This window comes from Candidatus Bathyarchaeota archaeon, from assembly GCA_026014465.1.
Classification (GTDB): domain Archaea; phylum Thermoproteota; class Bathyarchaeia; order Bathyarchaeales; family Bathycorpusculaceae; genus JADGNF01.
The window spans coordinates 301,602-321,036 of sequence record JAOZID010000004.1 but is presented as its reverse complement, the minus strand read 5'-3'; the positions used below and the strand labels follow the sequence as shown (position 1 = coordinate 321,036).

The 19,435-nt window shown below is 43.7% G+C and carries 25 protein-coding genes; 3 read left to right on the top strand and 22 right to left on the bottom strand.

The window, feature by feature from the left end; genetic code table 11:
• Positions 1-5: 5 nt before the first annotated feature.
• Positions 6-1,709: a tRNA-guanine transglycosylase DpdA gene (dpdA, locus tag NWF04_01645; GenBank protein ID MCW4005293.1), complete on the bottom strand. Its 1,704-nt coding sequence runs from the start codon at positions 1,707-1,709 to the stop codon at positions 6-8.
• 82 nt (positions 1,710-1,791) lie between these two features.
• A complete protein-coding gene (locus tag NWF04_01640; protein MCW4005292.1) occupies positions 1,792-1,929 on the bottom strand; it encodes a hypothetical protein in 138 nt (45 codons plus the stop codon).
• 118 nt (positions 1,930-2,047) lie between these two features.
• On the opposite strand from NWF04_01640, the gene NWF04_01635 reads away from it, so the two are divergent.
• The 3 genes from NWF04_01635 to NWF04_01625 are packed head-to-tail and all read left to right on the top strand — an operon-like array spanning position 2,048 to position 5,147.
• Positions 2,048-3,214 carry a hypothetical protein gene (locus NWF04_01635; GenBank protein ID MCW4005291.1) on the top strand — a complete coding sequence of 389 codons (1,167 nt, stop codon included), beginning with the start codon at positions 2,048-2,050 and terminating at the stop codon, positions 3,212-3,214.
• Positions 3,215-3,223: 9 nt separating this feature from the next.
• Positions 3,224-4,285, top strand: coding sequence for a tRNA-guanine transglycosylase (locus tag NWF04_01630; protein ID MCW4005290.1), 1,062 nt, complete (start codon positions 3,224-3,226; stop codon positions 4,283-4,285).
• A 1-nt stretch (position 4,286) separates the two neighbouring features.
• Entirely contained in the window at positions 4,287-5,147 is an 861-nt protein-coding gene (locus NWF04_01625) for a hypothetical protein (protein MCW4005289.1), read from the top strand.
• A 1-nt stretch (position 5,148) separates the two neighbouring features.
• Here NWF04_01625 and NWF04_01620 read toward each other — a convergent pair whose 3' ends face one another.
• The 20 genes from NWF04_01620 to NWF04_01525 form a co-directional block, all read right to left on the bottom strand.
• The gene (locus NWF04_01620; protein ID MCW4005288.1) at positions 5,149-5,796 is read right to left on the bottom strand and encodes a 7-carboxy-7-deazaguanine synthase QueE; all 648 of its coding nucleotides are present in this window, start codon (positions 5,794-5,796) and stop codon (positions 5,149-5,151) included.
• The gene (queC, locus tag NWF04_01615) at positions 5,793-6,551 is read right to left on the bottom strand and encodes a 7-cyano-7-deazaguanine synthase QueC (protein ID MCW4005287.1); all 759 of its coding nucleotides are present in this window, start codon (positions 6,549-6,551) and stop codon (positions 5,793-5,795) included. The genes NWF04_01620 and queC overlap by 4 nt, the downstream gene beginning before the upstream one ends.
• A complete protein-coding gene (gene queD / locus NWF04_01610; GenBank protein ID MCW4005286.1) occupies positions 6,544-6,912 on the bottom strand; it encodes a 6-carboxytetrahydropterin synthase QueD in 369 nt (122 codons plus the stop codon). The genes queC and queD overlap by 8 nt, the downstream gene beginning before the upstream one ends.
• Positions 6,909-7,676, bottom strand: coding sequence for a GTP cyclohydrolase, FolE2/MptA family (locus tag NWF04_01605; GenBank protein MCW4005285.1), 768 nt, complete (start codon positions 7,674-7,676; stop codon positions 6,909-6,911). Before NWF04_01605 ends, queD begins: the two co-directional genes overlap by 4 nt.
• 27 nt (positions 7,677-7,703) lie before the next feature.
• Positions 7,704-8,039 (bottom strand): hypothetical protein, encoded by a 336-nt coding sequence (locus tag NWF04_01600; GenBank protein MCW4005284.1) that lies wholly within the window; start codon positions 8,037-8,039, stop codon positions 7,704-7,706.
• 120 nt (positions 8,040-8,159) lie between these two features.
• Entirely contained in the window at positions 8,160-8,576 is a 417-nt protein-coding gene (locus tag NWF04_01595) for a hypothetical protein (protein MCW4005283.1), read from the bottom strand.
• A gap of 147 nt (positions 8,577-8,723) precedes the next feature.
• The gene (locus NWF04_01590) at positions 8,724-10,163 is read right to left on the bottom strand and encodes an ATP-binding cassette domain-containing protein (GenBank protein ID MCW4005282.1); all 1,440 of its coding nucleotides are present in this window, start codon (positions 10,161-10,163) and stop codon (positions 8,724-8,726) included.
• 7 nt (positions 10,164-10,170) lie between these two features.
• Positions 10,171-11,589, bottom strand: a complete 1,419-nt coding sequence (locus tag NWF04_01585) for a terminase family protein (GenBank protein ID MCW4005281.1) — start codon at positions 11,587-11,589, stop codon at positions 10,171-10,173.
• A complete protein-coding gene (locus NWF04_01580; GenBank protein MCW4005280.1) occupies positions 11,582-12,034 on the bottom strand; it encodes a hypothetical protein in 453 nt (150 codons plus the stop codon). The genes NWF04_01585 and NWF04_01580 overlap by 8 nt, the downstream gene beginning before the upstream one ends.
• On the bottom strand, positions 12,031-12,273 hold the full coding sequence (locus NWF04_01575; GenBank protein ID MCW4005279.1) for a hypothetical protein: 243 nt from the start codon (positions 12,271-12,273) through the stop codon (positions 12,031-12,033). The genes NWF04_01580 and NWF04_01575 overlap by 4 nt, the downstream gene beginning before the upstream one ends.
• A complete protein-coding gene (locus tag NWF04_01570; protein ID MCW4005278.1) occupies positions 12,257-12,670 on the bottom strand; it encodes a hypothetical protein in 414 nt (137 codons plus the stop codon). Before NWF04_01570 ends, NWF04_01575 begins: the two co-directional genes overlap by 17 nt.
• 8 nt (positions 12,671-12,678) lie before the next feature.
• Entirely contained in the window at positions 12,679-14,289 is a 1,611-nt protein-coding gene (locus NWF04_01565; protein MCW4005277.1) for a hypothetical protein, read from the bottom strand.
• On the bottom strand, positions 14,286-14,834 hold the full coding sequence (locus NWF04_01560) for a hypothetical protein (GenBank protein ID MCW4005276.1): 549 nt from the start codon (positions 14,832-14,834) through the stop codon (positions 14,286-14,288). Before NWF04_01560 ends, NWF04_01565 begins: the two co-directional genes overlap by 4 nt.
• A complete protein-coding gene (locus tag NWF04_01555) occupies positions 14,831-15,166 on the bottom strand; it encodes an HK97 gp10 family phage protein (protein MCW4005275.1) in 336 nt (111 codons plus the stop codon). Before NWF04_01555 ends, NWF04_01560 begins: the two co-directional genes overlap by 4 nt.
• An 88-nt stretch (positions 15,167-15,254) precedes the next feature.
• On the bottom strand, positions 15,255-15,719 hold the full coding sequence (locus NWF04_01550; GenBank protein ID MCW4005274.1) for a hypothetical protein: 465 nt from the start codon (positions 15,717-15,719) through the stop codon (positions 15,255-15,257).
• A 17-nt stretch (positions 15,720-15,736) separates the two neighbouring features.
• Positions 15,737-16,309, bottom strand: coding sequence for a phage tail tube protein (locus NWF04_01545; GenBank protein MCW4005273.1), 573 nt, complete (start codon positions 16,307-16,309; stop codon positions 15,737-15,739).
• A complete protein-coding gene (locus NWF04_01540; protein MCW4005272.1) occupies positions 16,264-16,599 on the bottom strand; it encodes a hypothetical protein in 336 nt (111 codons plus the stop codon). Before NWF04_01540 ends, NWF04_01545 begins: the two co-directional genes overlap by 46 nt.
• A gap of 17 nt (positions 16,600-16,616) precedes the next feature.
• A complete protein-coding gene (locus NWF04_01535) occupies positions 16,617-17,633 on the bottom strand; it encodes a hypothetical protein (protein ID MCW4005271.1) in 1,017 nt (338 codons plus the stop codon).
• Positions 17,630-19,021 carry a hypothetical protein gene (locus NWF04_01530; GenBank protein ID MCW4005270.1) on the bottom strand — a complete coding sequence of 464 codons (1,392 nt, stop codon included), beginning with the start codon at positions 19,019-19,021 and terminating at the stop codon, positions 17,630-17,632. Before NWF04_01530 ends, NWF04_01535 begins: the two co-directional genes overlap by 4 nt.
• A 2-nt stretch (positions 19,022-19,023) precedes the next feature.
• Positions 19,024-19,374: a hypothetical protein gene (locus NWF04_01525; GenBank protein MCW4005269.1), complete on the bottom strand. Its 351-nt coding sequence runs from the start codon at positions 19,372-19,374 to the stop codon at positions 19,024-19,026.
• Between the last annotated feature and the right edge of the window lie 61 nt (positions 19,375-19,435).

The following is a 19,435-nucleotide window of genomic DNA, read 5'->3' as shown; positions in this document are numbered from 1 at the left end:
TTTTCTCAGAAATCATGTAACTTCGTGTTTTTGCAAAACGACTTCTCAACAATTGAACATAAATCGCCGTAACCTTTTGCCTTGACAAAAAAGAAACGATCATCCCAGACAGTTTTGAGCGCCTTTCTGTAATTTTCACCTGCAATAACGACAATTTTATCATAACTAGTCAATATTGGACCCAACTTTTCTTCTACCTGCGGTCGAATTTCTTCAATGTCTTTTTTAGTCCGCAGAACTTTTTCATAACCCTCAATAATCTCTGTTGGTCTAAGTAAGCCATATTTTGCAGAGATGATTAGGTAATCAAACCCCATCATCTGCGAGTATTTTTTGACGGTTTTAAAAAGACGCCCTTGATACAACTCATGAGCCGGTAGCTTAGACGAAGGATTGGAAGTTATTTTCTTCTTTGTGCAACCAGTGATGACAAGAACTTTTTCCTCTTTCGTTATAGTATCTAGTTCTATTGTTTTGTTAGTTTCTTGCATAGGTGTTTTGGTAAAAAGATGCCATGTTCCTTCGTTCTTAAGCATATTATAGAAGATAAATACATTATGAAAACCACGACGACGATTTCTGTTGTTTCCTCTGAACAAAACGACTTCAATACCGATTTGTTTACAAATAGGGCATTTACATTTTTTCCATGGTTGATCAACTAAAGTTCTTTTGTATAACTCAGAAAACTGTTTATTTCCATTTAGTTTAGCAAACTCGGAAATCGTCGATAAAACATTATCAACAGTAGAATGACCTTTTTCATATCTTCTTATTTCTTGCATGCATTTCTGTTCAGCGTCTTTTAAGGTCTCTTTAATTATTGCTATTTCAGGAATTAATTTTTTTCTGCCTACAAACGGGATTCTGATTGCAGTGTAGCCATCGTTAGGGGTTAAGTAGTTAAGTTCGGATGTTGGAGTTGATAACCAAGCTTTTCGAAGATATGAGGCTGAATCAAATCCAACTCTGACTCCTAGTTCTTCAAGTTCCTTTAGTTGAGGGAATAATGTCGCTCGTGCCAATCCAAAGAAGTGAACATACTCTGGATATTTTTTTGTTCGCTTTATCTCCAAGATTACATGTTGGAGTAGGTCTTTAACAAAAGTGGTGGGGCGTCGTACTAAGCCTCCAAATGCTAAATGGGTTGCGCCATGTTCGATATATTTGTTGTACATGTTTAGATAGTCAGCTATTTCCCATCCTTGAATGGCCACGATAAGCTGAAAATCGTTTTTGTATCTAGCTTTCCATTCCTCTAAAGCTTTGACGCCATTTTCATAGGTTATTTTGATTCGTTCATCTTTTTCATTCACGAATTGAGGCACTACTAGATGGTCTACTGTGACGCCATAGTTGAATCCAACTCTCTTGTAGTACTCTAGTATCTCGATTGGATCGTAGGGTGGTACTTTTCGATTTATGTACCCGAACGCTCCACAATCACCGATTATTTCAAAGTTTTTTGGGAGACGTAAAGCGCTATGAATGCCTTCCTCTTTGATTTGCCTATTTCTTTTCTTTTCTTGTTCGATGACAATTCTGGAAATCAAGATCCCATCAAATGGTACTTTGTCTATCCCGAAAATTTCCCACATGTATACATCATTACGTGTAGGGTCTTCATTGTGCTTGGAGGAGTGTATGTCGTTTATGAAATCGTAGTTTGGATCAACTCGGTCGTTCCATTCAGGAATAAAGTACTTCATAGCCATACCCTCCCTTAACTTTAGCGATTACTGTATTCATGGCGGGTTTTAAACTTTTGAAAAATTAAGTAAAAATCAATACTTACTTTTCGGTGTTAAAATAATCTGAAAGAATAAATCGGATGGTCTCCTGGATGCTTCCTAGTTTTCGTTTTTCTTGCTCTTTTTCAAGCGCTTTATTCATCGAGTCAGGTAGTGACATTGTAAACTTCTTAGCCATGTATTGTTCCTCTTTCAACTTACTTCTTTATCCGTCTATTGGCGTTTGAAAATATTTATAAATGGATGCTTCTATAGAAGTCTAAAGAATTATAAAGAAGCACTCAGGAGAGAGCTAAATGAAAACAGGAAACACAACTTTAGAACTAAAACAAAACCCAAAAAAATACGATCAGTATGGGCTGAAATCAAACCCATTTCCATACGTTGGAATACCCGACGAAAAACTCCCACTATATGTGTCACGAAAAAAAGAAATGAAAATGGTCGAAGCAGTAATCAAATCTTCTCTAAACGGAACTTCATCCCATATCATCCTCATTGGAAGTTATGGAAATGGAAAAACTCACACTATGAAATATATAAAAAAACAACTAGAGCAGCAAGTTGAAAACGCCTTGGCCATCTATTTGGCAACTCCCGGCGAGAGGGTTCTAACGCTATACTCTAATTTCATGTTTGAATTTGGATTTGAACGATTAGAAAAACTTGTTTGGCAATTTCTTGAATACGCCACAGGAGAACAGAACCTGCGAAAAAAAGTTAATGAAGGTGAAGTTCTTCTTCCAGAAATATTAGAGATTGGGAAGCGAAGACTTCAAAACGAGATTAAATACACCGATTTTGCAACCGCTTTTCTAAAAATGACGTTAGAAGAGTGCAAATTCGTCGCTTGGAAATATCTATGCGGCGAACCCATACCATTTGATCATAGAAGAGAACTAGACGTTGTAATGGCTATAGATAACGACGAAAGAGCCCTAAGAGCCTTCATGAGTTTAAAACAAATATTATCTCTCATGGATAACCGGTTGATATGTCTTCTTATAGACGAGTTTGAAGCGATCGAAAACGTAAACTATTTGCTCAAACAAAAAATCCTAAATAGCATACGACACCTGATTGACCTCAACCCCCAAGGCCTATGCTTGATTATAGCCTGCGCCCCTGACGTCTGGGTTGACATAATAAAAGAATATCACGCTTTCTCTGAGAGAATTTTTAGGCAAATAACTCTGAAAGCACTAAATAAAGAAGACCTTAAGAAATTCATAGTCTCTTATTTAGACTATTATCGAATAAGCCCAGATAATGATGACGCAAATATTTTCCCATTCACTGACGATGCATTAACTGAGATTCATAAAGTCGCTGAGGGAAACGTGCGCAGGATGCTTATGATATGCAATCAAGCCATCGATATGGGCATAGAAATGGGTTCTCCAACACTTAATGGCACAACAATACGCGAACTCCTGCCAGATGTTTTCGAAGTTTTTGAATAAGGCGATCACATGTTCGAAGTAACAGCATCCGATGGGTTTGCTAGAGTAGGGGAGCTAAACACCAAGCATGGAGTTCTTAAAACGCCTGTGCTCTTTCCAGTTCATAATCTTGGCGCAGAGGGGGGATGGAATACACCGCGATACTGGGAAAAATTTCCACATATAAATACGGCTCTTTTTAACGCAGCGTTCCTATCTATGAACAGAGGCGGACATTTAGGAACAATTCTCAAAACAGGCGTCCAACCTTTCGTTAGATTCTTTGGGATTACATTTGCGGATAGCGGCGGCTTTATCTATAAAAAATATCGCCTAACTATCCGACCGGAGAGAATACTTGAAATTCAAGAGAAAATGGGAGCTGACATCGCTTCAACTTTAGATTTTCCTATTCAATGCAAAGCACTGACAGAGAACGAGAAAATCGCTAGAACCGTAAAGAACGCTAAATTAGCGTTATCCTTGAGAAAAGACCCTGCGATGCTTCTTTATGCAAGCATAAATGGTTATGACCCGATAGTGCTCCGAAATGTCATTAGAAACTTGAAAAGATACGGAGACTTTGATGGGTATGCAATTGGAAGTCTAATGCCTAGATATAGTAACTATCGCTCTTTAGTTGACTTCATACTGGCGGTAAAATTAGAAGCAGGTGAAAAACCCGTTCATGTTTATGGCCTTGGAAGTCCGCTCGTAACTCACCTGCTGATATATCTCGGAGTCGATTCTTTTGATTCTTCATTTTTTGTGGTAGCATCTGGAAACAGAAATTACTCGCTACCTGGATATGGACGCAAAGAGTTCAGAGACCTTCATGACTATTCTGATTCTTCACCGTGCAATTGTCCGATATGCCAAAAACACACCTTAACAGAACTAAGAAAAAGTCGCGAATTACTAACTTTTCATAATCTGTGGATTCTGTGGGACGAAATAGAACAAACAAAGACAGCAATAAAAGAGAACAGAGTAGAGGAATATCTAACATACCGATTTAGAAACGCAAAATGGGCCAAGAAAGCGTTTGAATATGCAAAAAAACGTACCAAGTTTTACTTCCCAGGTGCCTAAAATGACAATCCGAAAAACCATCAGACCGGTAACGTTGAAGCGTATCATCCAAGTTTGCAGTTTAGCTTACAAAGAAAAAATAGTAGATACAAAAAGCGTTTCCAATGAACTAGGGTTAAGTCTTGATAGAGGAAACGAAATAGTCCTTGAACTTCAAATGATTGGTCTACTAACGGAAGAAGGAAAAACTTTCAGTTCAAATAGTGAAACTAAGCAATTTCTTGAATACTTTGAAAATAACAATTGGAAAAAAATCCATGAATACTTCCTTTTGAAATATCGGTTCTACAAAGATTTCATCGAAATTCTGGAAAAGACCCCAACTTATAGTAAGGGTTTAACGCTGACAGAAATAAAAGACATTTCCGAAAAAGAAAGTTTAAGCCTCAATCAAACTGCTGTAGAAGTAGTATCTGATTGGTGTGAAAGGTTAGGAGTTACGCAAAGACATCTTTTTAGTAGACGTATCTATATAATAAATAACCTGCCAAATTTGGGTCCACTAAATTTTAAGGAGACCGTTCAAAATCACTATCGAGACTTCTGCGCTTTACATCACAAAAAAAGCGTTTTCATTGAGATACCCGCACTTAGGGAAGATATTTGCGAAAAAATGCGCTTAAAACGTAAATCATTCGATGAAATGTTAAAGGTGCTATTCTTAGAGAATATCGGTCGAATGGAGTTAAGCGGAGCTCCCATTACTACCCTTGCCAAAGAGAGTCCCCTAAGTGAAAAAAAGATGCAGGTTCAAGAAAGCAACTCGCTACTTTGCCCGAAGTTTGAAGCATGTAAACAACGGGAAGGCTTGATAGTTGGGAAAAAGGCGTATTATTATCTGTCGATATATGAGCGACTATAGCTCAAACGCCTTTTTTATCTCCCCAGATAATTTTATGCTGCTGTAAAAGTAACCTCACTTGTAATTCATCCCTAAGAATCAATTCGGCTAGTTTTCTGCAAAACGACTTGTTTGACCATTGAGGCTGAAAAATCAGATTCGTTTTTCCATGCAGCAATGTTGACTCTATAGTTTGACGGGCATATGCATAATCGTTTTCATCTGAAATTACAAATTTGAATTGCGTTTTTTGTCTGTAGTTGCTTTGGGTTGCTTGCAATACTTTCAGATCACTTACTTCTCCGGAAGAAGGACACTTACAATCCATCGTGATTAAGTCTACCTTGTCAAAAATTGCCCGGTCAAAAATAGTCCCGTTGGTATTAACGCATAGAATGTACCTCTTATCTTTAAGTTTAGAGATTAACTGCTTCAATTCAGCATTTTGAAGCAACGGTTCCCCTCCTGTAATGGAGACAGTCCTGCAGGGGTATTTTGCTATATTTTCAACTACGTCAGAAACAGTCATTTCTTTTCCTTGAAGCCACGAGTATTTGGTATCACACCACTGACACTGTAAATTGCAACCGGTCAATCTTACAAAAACTTGAGGTCTTCCTATCTCTATTCCTTCGCCTTCAATGGAGTGGAAAATCTCGCATATCTTCACATTTTTCCCTCTTTTTGTAGACGAGCAATGAGCGGGTCACTAACTCCCAGTTCTTTGAAGCCTTGAGCCCTAAGTTTACAGGAATCACATTTTTGGCAAGGTATCTCACCGCCAACATAGCAACTCCATGTTTGGTCCAAGGGCGCTTTCAGTTTTAACCCTAATTCGGCAATTTCTTTCTTAGTCATATACAAAAGAGGAGTTTCAATTTTCATCTCTATTTTGTACTGAATACCGACCTTGCTAGTTATTTTCATAAGTTCATTGAGTCTTTGGTAGTACTCTGGTCGACAGTCAGGGTATCCTGAATAATCTAAAGCGTTCGCTGCAATGAAAATCCTAGCTTCAATTAATTGCGGATCAACTTTCTCAAGTTCAACTTTTTCTAATATTTGGGATTCTAGTAAGGCGGCAGCCATGACTATAAGAAAGGTATTTCTTAAGGGAACATAGGTGATTGGGATGCTATCACTCATTTCATTGATGCTTCGCTCTTTTGGAACACTGAACATCTCAGGGTGTGTCAACGCTGAGTACCAAGCCAAATCCTTGTAGTTTGATATGTCAATAATCTTGTGAGTTATTCCTAATCTTTTTGATGTCTCTTGAGCAGATTTGATTTCTTTGCTTAAGACTTGCCCGTAATTAAAAGTGATGGCGCTAATATCATAACCTTGGCTTTTCGCTAACGTTGCAACGGTCGTTGAATCCAATCCACCACTTAACAACACTACAGCAATCTTTTGTTTATTCATAATATTCACACCAACTTCTTGGGCTTTCCCAAATCCTAACTTTTTCTAATTTCACACCATCCGGAAGCTTCATTTGGTCGAAAATGTATTTAGCGATATTTTCAGAAGTGGGATTACCAATCTCTGCCTTGTCATTAAGGTACGAATGATCTAGAGTCTCAGTGATTTCAGTAAGTCTTTTTTTTAACAATCCAAAGTCCATTATCATTCCTATCGAATCGAGTTCTTTTCCAACTATGAATGTCTCAACTTTCCAAGTATGCCCATGGAGATTTGCACATTTACCTTCGTAGCCTTTGAGATTATGTGCGGCGTCAAATTCTGTTTCTATTCTAAGTCTATACATCTTTTTGCCTCTCATAGAATGCCTCGCCATTCGGAGCAAACGTTATGGTCATGAATAGATTCCATGCTTACGCACTTTACAGCACAATATTTTGTCGGATACTTTTCTTTTAGTAGTTGAACGCACTTTCGGGTTACATCCTCAACGAATCGTGCGTTTTCATGCATTTGTTCAACCACTTGTTTCTCTTCAGGTCTTTTAAGCAATGAGAATGTTGGAGCACTAAAACTTTGATTGCATATTTCGATAACATCTAAAAGCTCAACATTGTTATTTGAAATGTCAATTTCGACACTCAAATTGCCACGTTGATTATGTGTTAGCCCATTGCACATTTCCTTAGAGCATGGGCAGGCTAAAGCTCCATTTACCGAGATACCTGCCATCTTCTTTTTTGTCTTTGTTGAGAAAGTGGCAAACATCTTGGCGATTGAATTTTCCTTTTTGCCACTTGGCCTTATTCTATCAAAGGGAAGCTCCCCAAAAATTTTAGTTTTACAATGGAATCCATGTTTCTTGAAAGCCTCAACCGCTATCTGTTGCGCCAAGTCTTCTATTGCGGAGGTTGAACTTGGAATATCCTCAACAGACTCTACAAACCTACTCATATGCACCCCGCGCAAATTTGAAGGTAAAGTGATATAGCTGTTAATGCTGACAATAACGTGGTAAGTTTTCTCAGGCCTTTCTACGGTGACTAGTTTCTTTAGTCCTTCAACGCCTACTTTTTCGAGTTCTATTTCATTTTCAGGCTTTTGATTTTGAACGTCTTGAACCAATCTTTTCACCTTTGTTCATAGCAATTATTACTGTTCTTTTACTCTCCCTGCTAAGAGGTCTTCATACACTCTTCTCATGTAGAATATTGCCTTGGATGTTTCTTCGCTTAAACTACACGCACAACTTCCACAGGCGGGGCACTTCATTGACGAACATTTAGTGCACACAAGTGTCTCCGAAGAATGGAATTCTTTTCCACAATGGTAGCAGTAGACTTGAGGGTCTACAAAGAATTTAAGAAAATTTTCAATGAGTCGTGAGAGCGGTATGTTCTTTTTATGTGCTTCCGTTATGGCTTTTTCCTTAACATCTTTATCGATTGTAACGTTTAGCGGTTCTTTCTTTCTAGCAGACGAGCTCATGCGTATTAATGCGCATACTTGCGCATATAATTGTTATCGACATTTTCATGTCAAGAAAGACAATAACCCCTAAAAAAGCGCTCACATCTATGTTATTTCTGCTCCAGTTGCCTTTTCGACTTAAAAGTATCCTATTTTCTGACTTTTAGCGAGCAGTAAATTTTCTTTCCATAAGGAAATTACAACATTCATTTGATAATTATGCGAAATAATCGGGTTAGGCGAAATACTTAACCAAAGTAATTTTGGATCTTTTGCAAGGGAAGGGTCAGCTTGAAGACGTCCGAGTGCCTTTAACGCGTACGCTTTATTCTTTATTGATCTAGTATATTTTCCTCTAGGAATCCCTTTGACTAGCCCTTCTTCACAAAGTCCGAGGAAAGCAGCCTTTGGGCAACCTTTCCTAATGTAAACCGCTCTCTTCAGAATTTCATGTCCTGCTTTTCCCCAAGCTTCTTCGGGTGTATTGGCAAGATCATTTTGAATTAACTTGACAGCTTCTACTGCTGTAAGCCCAAATTTGGCAGATACTTTCAAGTATTCACCTTTTTGATAATATGGGTTATAAGTGGTTAAAAGATTATTGCTAATTGAAAAAAATAGCAGGTATTAATTCAATTAGGGCAATATAGCTTTAGCTTTTTGAAAGAACCATCCCCCGAAAAGTAACCATAATAAGCAATGTTACTGTTTCATCCATAGCAAGTAAACTTTTGTCTGATTTAGGATCCCAGTAATCTTCACTAGACGTGCTAGCTTTTCTATGTTTGATTGGCTCACAGCCATAATATATTCGGGTGTCTTTCCAAAAGGTTGATGTCTACTTGCAAATTCTTTTTTGAATCGCGGGTGACTATTCTTAGCGAAAGACAGCTTGAGGACTTCTATTTCTTTAGAACTTAAATTCCTAAGTTTGTTATAGACATAGCGTTCGCTACATAGAAGCTGTAAATTAAAGCCTAGTTCCACGAGCGTTTTAGAGACTTCACAAACGCTTTTAACCTCTTGCTGCACAGCAATTTTTTGTAGACCCGCATTTTCTGCGAACGGTGAGTATTTCGGCATAACGGCAATCAACTCAACATAAAAAGTGCCTACTAACAACAGAGTGTCATGAATTAGTTTCGTGCCTAAACCTATAGTCCGATATTTTGGATGAATAACTACACGATTAATAATGCTCAACTTCTTATTCATCTCTTGAATTGTCATTCGAGGTAACACTAAGCGTCTACCATAACACGCTGGTGGTGGGTAACTGTAGACTATGACGCCGCAGAGTTCATCGCCTCTTACTATGCGGAAGATTTTTCTTGGAACCGCCACTTTGTGTCCTCGATAGTGGAAAACGCTGAGTTTTTGCCAGTCTTCTCTTGTGCCTTCTTCTATTGTCATCTCTCGAATTAGACTGCATTCGGCTGCTGGAATGTTTGGGTAGTATTCTATTTTGATTTCTTCCCCAAACCGTTTACGCACTAGTACGCTCGGTTTGAGGTCCTTTTGTAGATCACTATGGGTCGTTGCTGCAATGACTGCTTTGCCTTGCTGTCGTGCAATCTTTTGTAGGTTGTAGGCGATGATTTTTGCGGTGTCTCGGTCTAGGCATGCAGCGAACTCGTCCATGAGCCACCATTGTTTGCCGCTCTCGATTAGCTTGGCGATTCGGTAACGGTACCGTTGGCCATCGCTCAATTGACTATATGTGCGTAGGAACAGAAAAGCGTCGTTCAAGCCGACTTTGCTTAGCAGTTCTAAGCTCTCTTCAACTGTTGTGCCTACCGTTTCGATCAAGGGTTTGTCTGGGTCAACTGCAACCTCTGACAAATCAATGGCTTCATCACCTAAGTCAGCCCTAATAGCACGTAACAGAACGCTTTTACCGCTACCACTATCACCCGTAATGTAAACTATGTCTTTGGGTCCAATCTTTAACGATGCATCTAAAACCTTGAACTTCTGAGCCTCATCGATACCTAAGCCGAAGGCTTCAGCAACAACCAGACTGCGAGGTGTCGGTTTAGTATGGGTTTCGTAGCTCATGTTGAAGGTAAATTTTCCTTCTTCTCGGTTGTAGATTCTTCGGAACTGGGTTATACGGAAGGGTTCATTTCGTCTTCTTGTCATTTTTTGGTCACCTTGGGATAACTGCTAGGAACGGTTCTGGTTCCATCTGAACAGTGGCAAACACGGCTAGTGCTATGCTCCAAAAGACGTCGTCGTGGGTTCCGTTTGGGTGTGAGTAGCCTATGGTGCCGTCCTTGCGTAGGTCATAGCGTTCAACGTTTAGCTCAGTGCAGAGGTCACCTCTGTAGGGTCGTTCCCAGTTGAGCAGCGGATAGTAGAACTGCTTGTTCATCATACGCTGCTTTAGCAGGCTTGCCATCTCGCTCTTTCGTGGCACGCTAAAGTTTACTCCTTCAGCGTTTTCTATTCCAGCAGTTTCCATATCGGCAATAATGCTTGGACCTTCCCGTGTGAAGTCCACTCGTATTTTCTGGAATCCGCCCCATCTATCCTGCAGCGCTTTGAGGTAACCGAGAACGTGGGCGTATAGCGTAGGCTGCTGGAAAATCTTTAGGTGCCGAAGGAAAAGCTTATCATTTAGGCGTTCAACTACAGAGAGCACGCAGTAATCTCGGGTTTGCGCCAAGTCAAGTCCAGCAAAAAAGTCGCCTTCACAGCTAGCTTCAGGGTTGAACTCTTGGAGGTCTTCTCCGCAATTCTTCACCGTACCCACGCAAGCAACGATTAAGCTTTGAGCAAGCCAGACATCTTCGTCTTCTGCCCATTCTGCCTCCATCTCCCGACGCCAACGTTGCGGGTCATCCCCGAACTGACGTTTAATCTTCTCAACAATAGCAGGCTTAAGCGGACCATTAGGCTCTAATGCATCACTCCACCGAACATGCGACCGCGCAAAATCAGAATAATCCTTGTGGTTGCACATCTTCCAAAACAGCGAATCCGTATTCCAAGGCGTAGATGTAGCGATTAGCTTGCCGTTGGTTGTTCCAAGCGTAAACAGAATAGCATCATATAGCTCCTCGTCATCAGGCACAAAATTGGCTTCTTCGATCCAGATAACTTTGAACGTAGGCCCTCTGATTGTATCGGGGTTGTTGGGGAAGGCTTCAATCATGCTACCGTTTGGAAGACTAATCCTTGTTTTCTGGATGTGTAGGCCTGGCTGTTGGGGAAGCTTTCGACAGAAACCACCCATGCGGCGTATGTTGAGTTTTGTTTGACGCCAGCTTGGACCAACAATCGCTATGTAGCTGTCGGGATGCTCCCAAGCATACTTGAGAAGCAAAGCCGAAACCGAAAAGCTCTTTCCAGTCTGACGTGCCCAACGCACAGCCGTAAACTGGTTTTTCTCAAACAATTCCGCAAGCTCTAGCTGATAGCGGTAAGGCGTAAACCCAAAGACCTGCTCAAAGAAGCTCTTAACATCGCCATGCAAGCTTTTGGCTTGGCGCTCAGTCTGCTCTTGAGCCTCCGCTAAATCACAACGAAGCCCCGCTCTTTCCTCAAAGAGCCTATCTTTATGCATTGCCCTCGGACTTTTTGCGCAATTCCGCAATTTTCCCTCTTGCCTCCAACAATTCCTCTTCAAGCTCACGGTAGCGAACGTACTCGGCGAACCTTTCTTGGTACACTTTAGCGCCCGCTATGATACCGCGTAAACGTAAAATCTCAATTCTATCCAGCCCCGGAGTCTTCAACGCCTCCAGTGCCGCAGCCAACATCTTTAGCGTCTCCTCGATGCTGGGCAGCTCTTTGGGGATTTCAAGTTGGGTAGAACAACAACAAGGGGAATTTTTTGGCTGTTGTTGTTCTTTCACAAGCCCTAATTTTATGAGTTTTTGGCGAACCGCCTCTTCGGTGTAGTCCCCGTTGAAGCTAAACGCTAAGACGCCAAGGTCAGTTGTCCCCGAAGTATACCAGTCCCTGAGTTTGCGCTCATCATCTGCAGGCCAAGGTTTACCCTTCGTCATGTTTTCTGCCCCACAAACAAACCAATCACAGTACCGCTTAGCCCTGTGATGGAAGCAAAAATCTCTGCATTCCAAGTGTGCAAGATGGCTAAGTGCGCTAACTCAAGAGCCGACATAAAAGCAGTCATGCCCATTGCAAATTTGACGCCCAACACTAGTTTAGCAGTGGGTTCTTCAACGATGAAGCGCCCCCGTTCAAAGCGCCTTCTGGTCAATGCACGTTTAATAGGGTCCGCCATCGATGCTCAACCTCCGCTGCGCAAGTGCTCTTCGAAAAGTTCTTGGACGATTCATAGAGCGGTGCCCGCCCATCATGAAACTATTAACAAGCCTGCTAGCCGACTCAGTTGGAATATGCTCTTTAACCAAAACGGTTACTCCCAGCGCCCAACCCAGAGGTATGGCTGTGTAGTCTAAATCGAACAGGCCATCGGCATAACGGAAACTGTTCTGAGCAATCACAATATGCTTAATTTTGTCGCCGATTAGCCCAACGAATATGCCCCAGCTTTTCACTGGGACATCGATGGTCATGCCTGAGCCGCTGCTTTTACCGACCGATGCATCGCACCAGTCAACAGCGATTAAGTCGCCGGGCTTGATGTTTTCAAACTGTTTTAGGATTTGTTTGCTCATTTTTTGGGTCACCGTCTTGCCTTGTAGTTGTTTAGGGCGTCCGTCCTAGCTCTCAAGGCATAAATCCAGTCCGCCATCAGCTGCTTCTGATAACCAAGATTCAAAGTAACATCCAGCGTGTTGGTTTCTGCCAACAAGTGATAATCCACGCTTTTGACAAGAAAACTCACAGAGGATATGCTTTCGTTTGGCAGAGTAACCGCAATCATATCGCCGGGCAAAATGGGCGAGGTACCATAATCGATTAGGGTGCTTTTCACGACCAGCGAAGTTTTAGCCTGCTTCTTATAGGCCAGAATTGATTTGGCTCTAAGCATGCACTCGTTATCGCTGTAGAGGTCCTCGACGATGTCAACGTACTGGCGTTCGCCATAGCTGGCAATGCTTGCAGCATCAGTTTGCACATTGCTATACCTTGCACCGGTGAAATAGAGCTGCCCATGCCAAACTTGACCGCTCACACCAGCAGTAACCAGATAAGCCGTGACGGTTACAGTGCGGATGTTCGCCCAGTCAAAGTCGCTAGGAGCCGCCCAATCTGTTGCATGGTCGATGCCTACGTCCAGCTGGAATGTTGACCAATCGTTACTTGCAGAAATGCTATTAACGGTTGAAAGGTTACGCCCACAAACCCGTGATGAAGAGTCATGCAAAATCACCAAGAAGCCATCGGACTTGACAAGGTCGTCTCGAAGCAGAGCAAGGAATAGTTTGGGGTACATGTTGCCGTTTACGGTTGCGGTGAAATAGAAGATGCTCACGGCGTTGTAAGCGGCGCCCGTGGTGTTTTTGATGCTTGAGGAGGCGGAACCATACCTTCGAGTGGCGTCTAAGGAAAGGGAGCCGCCGTATCCTGTCCAGTAACCACTGGCTGGGTTGAGACTTTCGACCGTTTCATCAACCTCTAAAGGTGTGCTTTTAGTTGCAGCGCCATAAATGGTAACTTTGTTGCGGACTGAGAGAATATCTGACTCTGTTTCTGCCTCTTCAATGCGCTCAGTTAGGCTGACGGAGCTTGTTTTGGCGCCTCTGTGAAAAAATTCAAAGCGACCATCAGGTGCCACCCTAAAATCGTACCCAATAGCGCCTGCTTTATCACTGTCCTGAGCGATTTGCTTGAGGATTTCCCAAGCCTGCTTATTCTCATAATCCAAGCGGGTAAATGTTGTATCCGTACTTTCGACCAGCTCAACTGCGCTTCTCACATGAGGCAAACCCGAATGATAATCAAGAAGATGCTTGACTATGTCCTCGCCTTTCATGAGGGCGTAGCCTTCGGTGACGTATTCGCGGAATAACCGCTCGCCCCAGTCACGACCCGAAACAGTGACATAATGCTCGGTGGGGTTTGACTGGAATTTCATGTTCTCGTTTCGTGTAGTGATAAGCTGAGGACAGCTTGCGCCTCGACCCATCATAATATAGCCATCCTCACCGAGGGCAATCGGAGAGCCGCTTGGGCTGTATTTGCCGTTCCAGTTTTGGAGACGATAGGCGAAACTGCTGACTTCCTCGGTTCCGCCTAAGTGCACGGCTAGCTCCTGAATATCGGCTTGATTAATTGGACCGCCTGTTACCCCCGAGTAGAGAGTGACGGAGGGCGCTGCTGGCTCACTCATGTGTCCTCGACTCCTTGGCGATAGATCGCCATGTCACCAGATCGCACGATGCCCCGAGTCGCGGTAGTGGTTTGGCTGGCTGTGGAGTTGAAGTTCTGCATGCTTGACGTTGCCGTATTCATGCTGCTGGCAAAGCTGTACATTGCAACTGCAGCAGCCGCTATTACAGCGATACCCACTCCAGTTAGAGCCAAGAAGGTGCCGTAACTGATGTTTAGGGCGTTCTGTGCAGCGGTGGCGACCCAGCAAGCGGCTGAGTAGACTTTTTGGGCAACAGCCACGCCTACGCTAGTGGTCATGAATGCACCCATAGCCGTGACAACCATCATCGCCGAGTTGAACGTTTTAGTTTGGGCGTCGTCGAGCAATCCGAATTGATTGGCGATGTAGCCAATAGCCATGCCTGAAGCGCCGATACCAGCCATGGCAGCGCCCAAACTCTTAATACGGGCACTTAGGGCTTCAGCGTCAGTTTTAATTCTGCCAAACTCATTGCTGGCACGATTAACCGCCCGAATAGTTACAGCAATTTCACGAAAACTCAAAGTCCAGCCTCCGCTTTAGCTTGCTCAATAGCTGCAGTGATGACAGTTTCCAGTTGGGGAAGGTACTCTTGGATGGTTGGGTAAAGATAGGGTTGCGCCTGCATGTACTTAGTGCCCAATTCCACAAACAATGCATAAGTGGCGTCTGCGCCGATTTCAGCTACCCATTCTTGAATCTTCGCATAGATGGTACTTCGAAGATAACCTGTGCGGACAGGAACAAGGCGCATGGCTTCAGCTTTGACGTCAGCAGCCCAGCTAACCAAAAAGCTATGAACCTGTCGCTGCATGCCTGAATCAAACCTCTGCATAGCCGCTTTGAATTCTTCCACGCCTTGAATGTCGAAGGTTACTTCTATTGCCGTCTTGCTTCACGCTCCGCCTTTCGTTTTTCTTCCTCAGCCATTTCATCCATCACATTCAAGATGTGGCAGAACTCCTGCACTGTTCGGGCTGGCTGCTTGGCAAGTTCTGTTGGTGTCCAGCCGAAGCTTTGACATAGCCTAAACTCGACAAGAGAGCTGTGCGGCTTTCCTCGTCTAATTGCTCTAGTAAAAAACGCAGGTCCTCCCGCGACATGCCGTTAAGCTTGTTGACAGCCTTAGAAAAAAGCTCCCCAAGCTCAATGGGAACGCCATCTTCTTCTCCCAATAGCTTCTCAAGCGTTATTGGGTGGCTTTGAGGTTGCCCATGCATGCTTGCGATGATGGTTTCTGCTTGGATGGCTATGAAGTCGCTGCTTTCAACGTCGCCGGACAGCTTGTTGTATTTAGTGTGCTTTTGGATTATGCGGTTTCTTTTTGCCCATGTGATTTCAGCGAAGGTATATGTGCCCTGGTATTCTTCGCCGAAGCGTCCATCAATCTCCAATTTTTCGGTTTTCATTTCTCTTTCCTCCGTGACTATAAGATGCTAAGCGGTCCTCTAGCCGTAAACGGAACCTTAGCGTAGATTAGGTCCTCTGATTTGCCGCTCAACGAAAAATCAGCCCATTTGGTGTGCTCAACGTTAACTTTGTTTGCTCCGCCAAGCCCAAATTCCAAGCTTGTCTTTTCAGTGTCAGCTAAGATTTCGTCAGCTTCCTGTTTGCTCTCAAACTCAAAATTGAGTTCTCCAGTTAGAAGCCGCTTGCCCCATGTCAGGTACTTGGCTAAGTGCCCGTTTGTTGACCGTATAACTGGGACAGCTTTGCATGAGTTGTCAATTTGTAGTTTCCAAGAAGTAATCCGCTCGCAGGCTATGCCGCCGATTTTCACGTAGCTTTCGCTGCCTGAGACAGCGCCTGAGTATTCGGTGTAGGTGGCGTTTGCAATCTTGGCGGCTGTGACCTCTACGTCTTGACTGGGGAATTCCGCCTCGCACTCCAAAAGCCCGTCTATATCGCATGTTAGGGTGGCTTTGTTGAAGCGTGCGCCCTTGTAGAGCAAGCTTATGATGTCAGTGGCGAAAGCGAATTTGTCTTTGTAGTAGAGCACCTGCAGAGATAGGCTAGGTTGAGTTCCTGTTTGACGTACTGCAGCAGGTTGATGGGCGAGTCAGAGGGGATTAGGTACTTTAGTTTTAGCAGCGGTTGTCTTAGCCCACGCTTGAGAGCGACAACATCAATTGAGCCTGTGCCTGCTACTTTGATGTTGTTTGGGTTTATGTCCGGGTCTAGGCTGCTGCAGGAGTGCCCAAGCATCGCTGGACTCACTGGAACAACACCGAAAGAGCCTTCGGTGACATAGTAGAACTTTTCTTGGTCAGAGTGATAGGTATCTACCATCTTGTTTTCACCTGTGACTATGAGATAGCTATGGACTCGAAGAGCCAAGCCACAATTACGATTTCTTCTTTGTAGAGAAACGGCTTCACGTCAACGACATCGACGTCTCGGTAACTCTGAATATCGCAGAACGTTATGCCCCTAACGTCAACGGTTGCCTGAACAAAATCGCAATACAAAACGGCGGGCGAAACTCCATCTGACGGGTTGGTTGTCCGTGCCATTAGGTAGAGGTAGCCATCGGCATCGACATAGTTGGTTAGGTTTTCTGTGAGGCTGATGCTTAGGGTTTCGTCTGTTGCTAAACTGCCGCTTTGTGCATTACCCCACGCACCTGAGTTGTTGTCCCAGACCTTTATGGTAACGCCATTTCCTAATGGAGCAAGCCCAAAACCTTCAAACGCCAGTAAAATGCGCTTAATGCACTGTTTCCTTGGCTCATTACGGCTTTCGCCAGCTTTTACGCCGATTTTGAAGCGGAAAAGCATAAACGCAAACTCGCCAGCTCCATTTGCGCTTTTAGAGTACCTAGCATCGTCGCTTCCCCAGAGCTTGGAGTATTCAGTATTTGGCAGTTCTGCCCAGGCAACGTTTGAAGGCTCAAATTCGACTGCGCCTTGAGCGTCATAGGCTTTGTGAGTTGTCGATGTGGAATCCAGCGGGTAAAAATTATAGATCGTTCGATAGGGCAGATTGCGGTTCTCAGGAATAATCAACAGCACCTGCTCAAGGACTTTATCGCGCATGACTCTGCCGACATCTGCATTCGGAGATGGCTTGTCGATGGTTACTATGGTTGCTCGCAAAGAGTAGATTCGGCGTCTAAGCTTGCCGTCTAAGGTGTGCTTCTGCGCTTGGCAAGGTTCAGAGGTTTTGGAGACGGTGATTTGGGCGTCGTAGTCTTTGAGCAGTTCCCTGTCATAATTGGCCTGAGAGCAAAGGACACGGGCTAAGCCGCCATCGTCTTTGACAACTCTTATTCGGGACTCGATTAATCGCAGAACTGTTATGACTGGGTTCTCGCACTCGCTCAACTTGCGATTAGCCTCCTTGCTGTGCTTTTGAAGTAGAACCGCTGGTTCGCAAACGTGAAGGGCGTTACGGTTTGGATTTCGTAGTCTTCGCCTTGACGTCTGATTTTGTCATGAACCCTAACTGGGAGAAACGTGTAGACGGACAAGTAGTCGTTCAGGTAGTAGCCTGCTTCAATCATCACCTGCTCGGCTTTAATAGAAGAAACAACGGCTAGCAAATCCAAAGGTTCACCATAAGCCACAGTTGCAGCGGCTTCTCGAACAGGATAAAGCGTGACTGTTTCGCCTTTGCTCTTTAGAATCTTGGTGAACTGGGTTACTGGTTCCTCGTAATGGAGGAATAGCTCGGCTAGCCAGCAAACTGTGACCACTGCATGTTTGTTTTCGACATAGCTGTAGTCTGTGTGTTTGGCCCCCCAAAACATGAATTCATCTGCATGTTTGCCGATGACTTCTACACTGAGTTTTAGGCTTGGCTTATCGTGGTTTTGGCGTATTTTCCATAGAATACCGCTTGTGACGGCGTCGTAATAGTCGCATGCTGAGAATCGGCTAATGACGTCTATGTAGCCAGCCCAACACACTGCAGGGTCATAAGCTGGATACTTTGCGCTAGCTCGAATGTTGTTTAGGGCGTTGTAGACTTTTTGGCAGCTAACACTCCAGCCCTCAACCGCATACACACCGAGCAGAGCGTAGGCGAAGGGGTCATCGTAAACCTCATTCTCGGTTAAACCTACTCTGTGCCATTTGCCATCTGCAGGGTCATAGTTTAGCCAAAGATTCTCAAAACCAGCTCTAAGAAAGCCTATTGCCTTGCTTATGATGCTGTTATAGACTGCAAAGTTTGGGACGTCATATTTTTCGGCTAGCAGCTTTAAACCGATTAAGCCATAGAGGCATTCAACGTCCAGTTGCAGAAGCCACGCATCGCCAATCGTGACGGCTCTTGCGAAGCCGCCGTAGGCCTGCTGGTCCTGCATGGTTTTAAGGAAAGTTCCGCCTGCTAACTTTGCTACATCCAAATAGGCGGTATTGCCGGTTAGCTCGTAACTTCTCAAAAGAGAAGGAATGACTCGGCAGGCATCGACGCTGTAATAGTATGTGCTTTCTTCTGCGCTTTTGAAGCCGCCATAAGCCTTCTTTGCTGGGTCGGTGCATTGTTGTGTTAGAACCCAATCGGTTAAACTCACGACTTTGGCGTAGATTTCTGCTTTTCTGTCCTTAAATTGTGGGGCAGAGTAGGCTTCACAGAGAAAGTCTATGGCAAAGCTAGCCGCTAAAGCGCCCTTACCGAAGGCTGGGTCTGGTGTACTCGGTGGTATAACGTAAACATAGGGTGCGTAGTCCATGACAAATTGGTAATAGGCTTCAGGAACGGTGCCCATGGCTACACGCCTCCCACATATGGCTCTTTGAGGCTAGCGAGAATTCGCTCGAATTCGGTCTGCAAAACTGTTAAACTTGGAAGGGCTGAGGTTAAACTGCTCAGGTCACCGACGCTGAAGTTTACCCCGATTGCTGAACCGCCAGTCAAATAGCAGACTGCGTAAATGGCTGCCAAAACGGTGATGGCTTCTTTTTGTGCTTCAGTGCAGTTTTGGTAGTCAACATTAGCAGAGAGCTCAAGCTCTAAAGTGACCTTTGCACGCTTAATCATCTTTAGAACTTTAGCATCAGAAATATCCGATTCGCTTAGATGGAGAACATCCCTAACGTCCTCAATAGAGGTAACAGCCAAGCTACATCCCATAAACCATTGCTGCTGAGAGTTCAAATAGCTTGAGAGCCAAAATGCGATA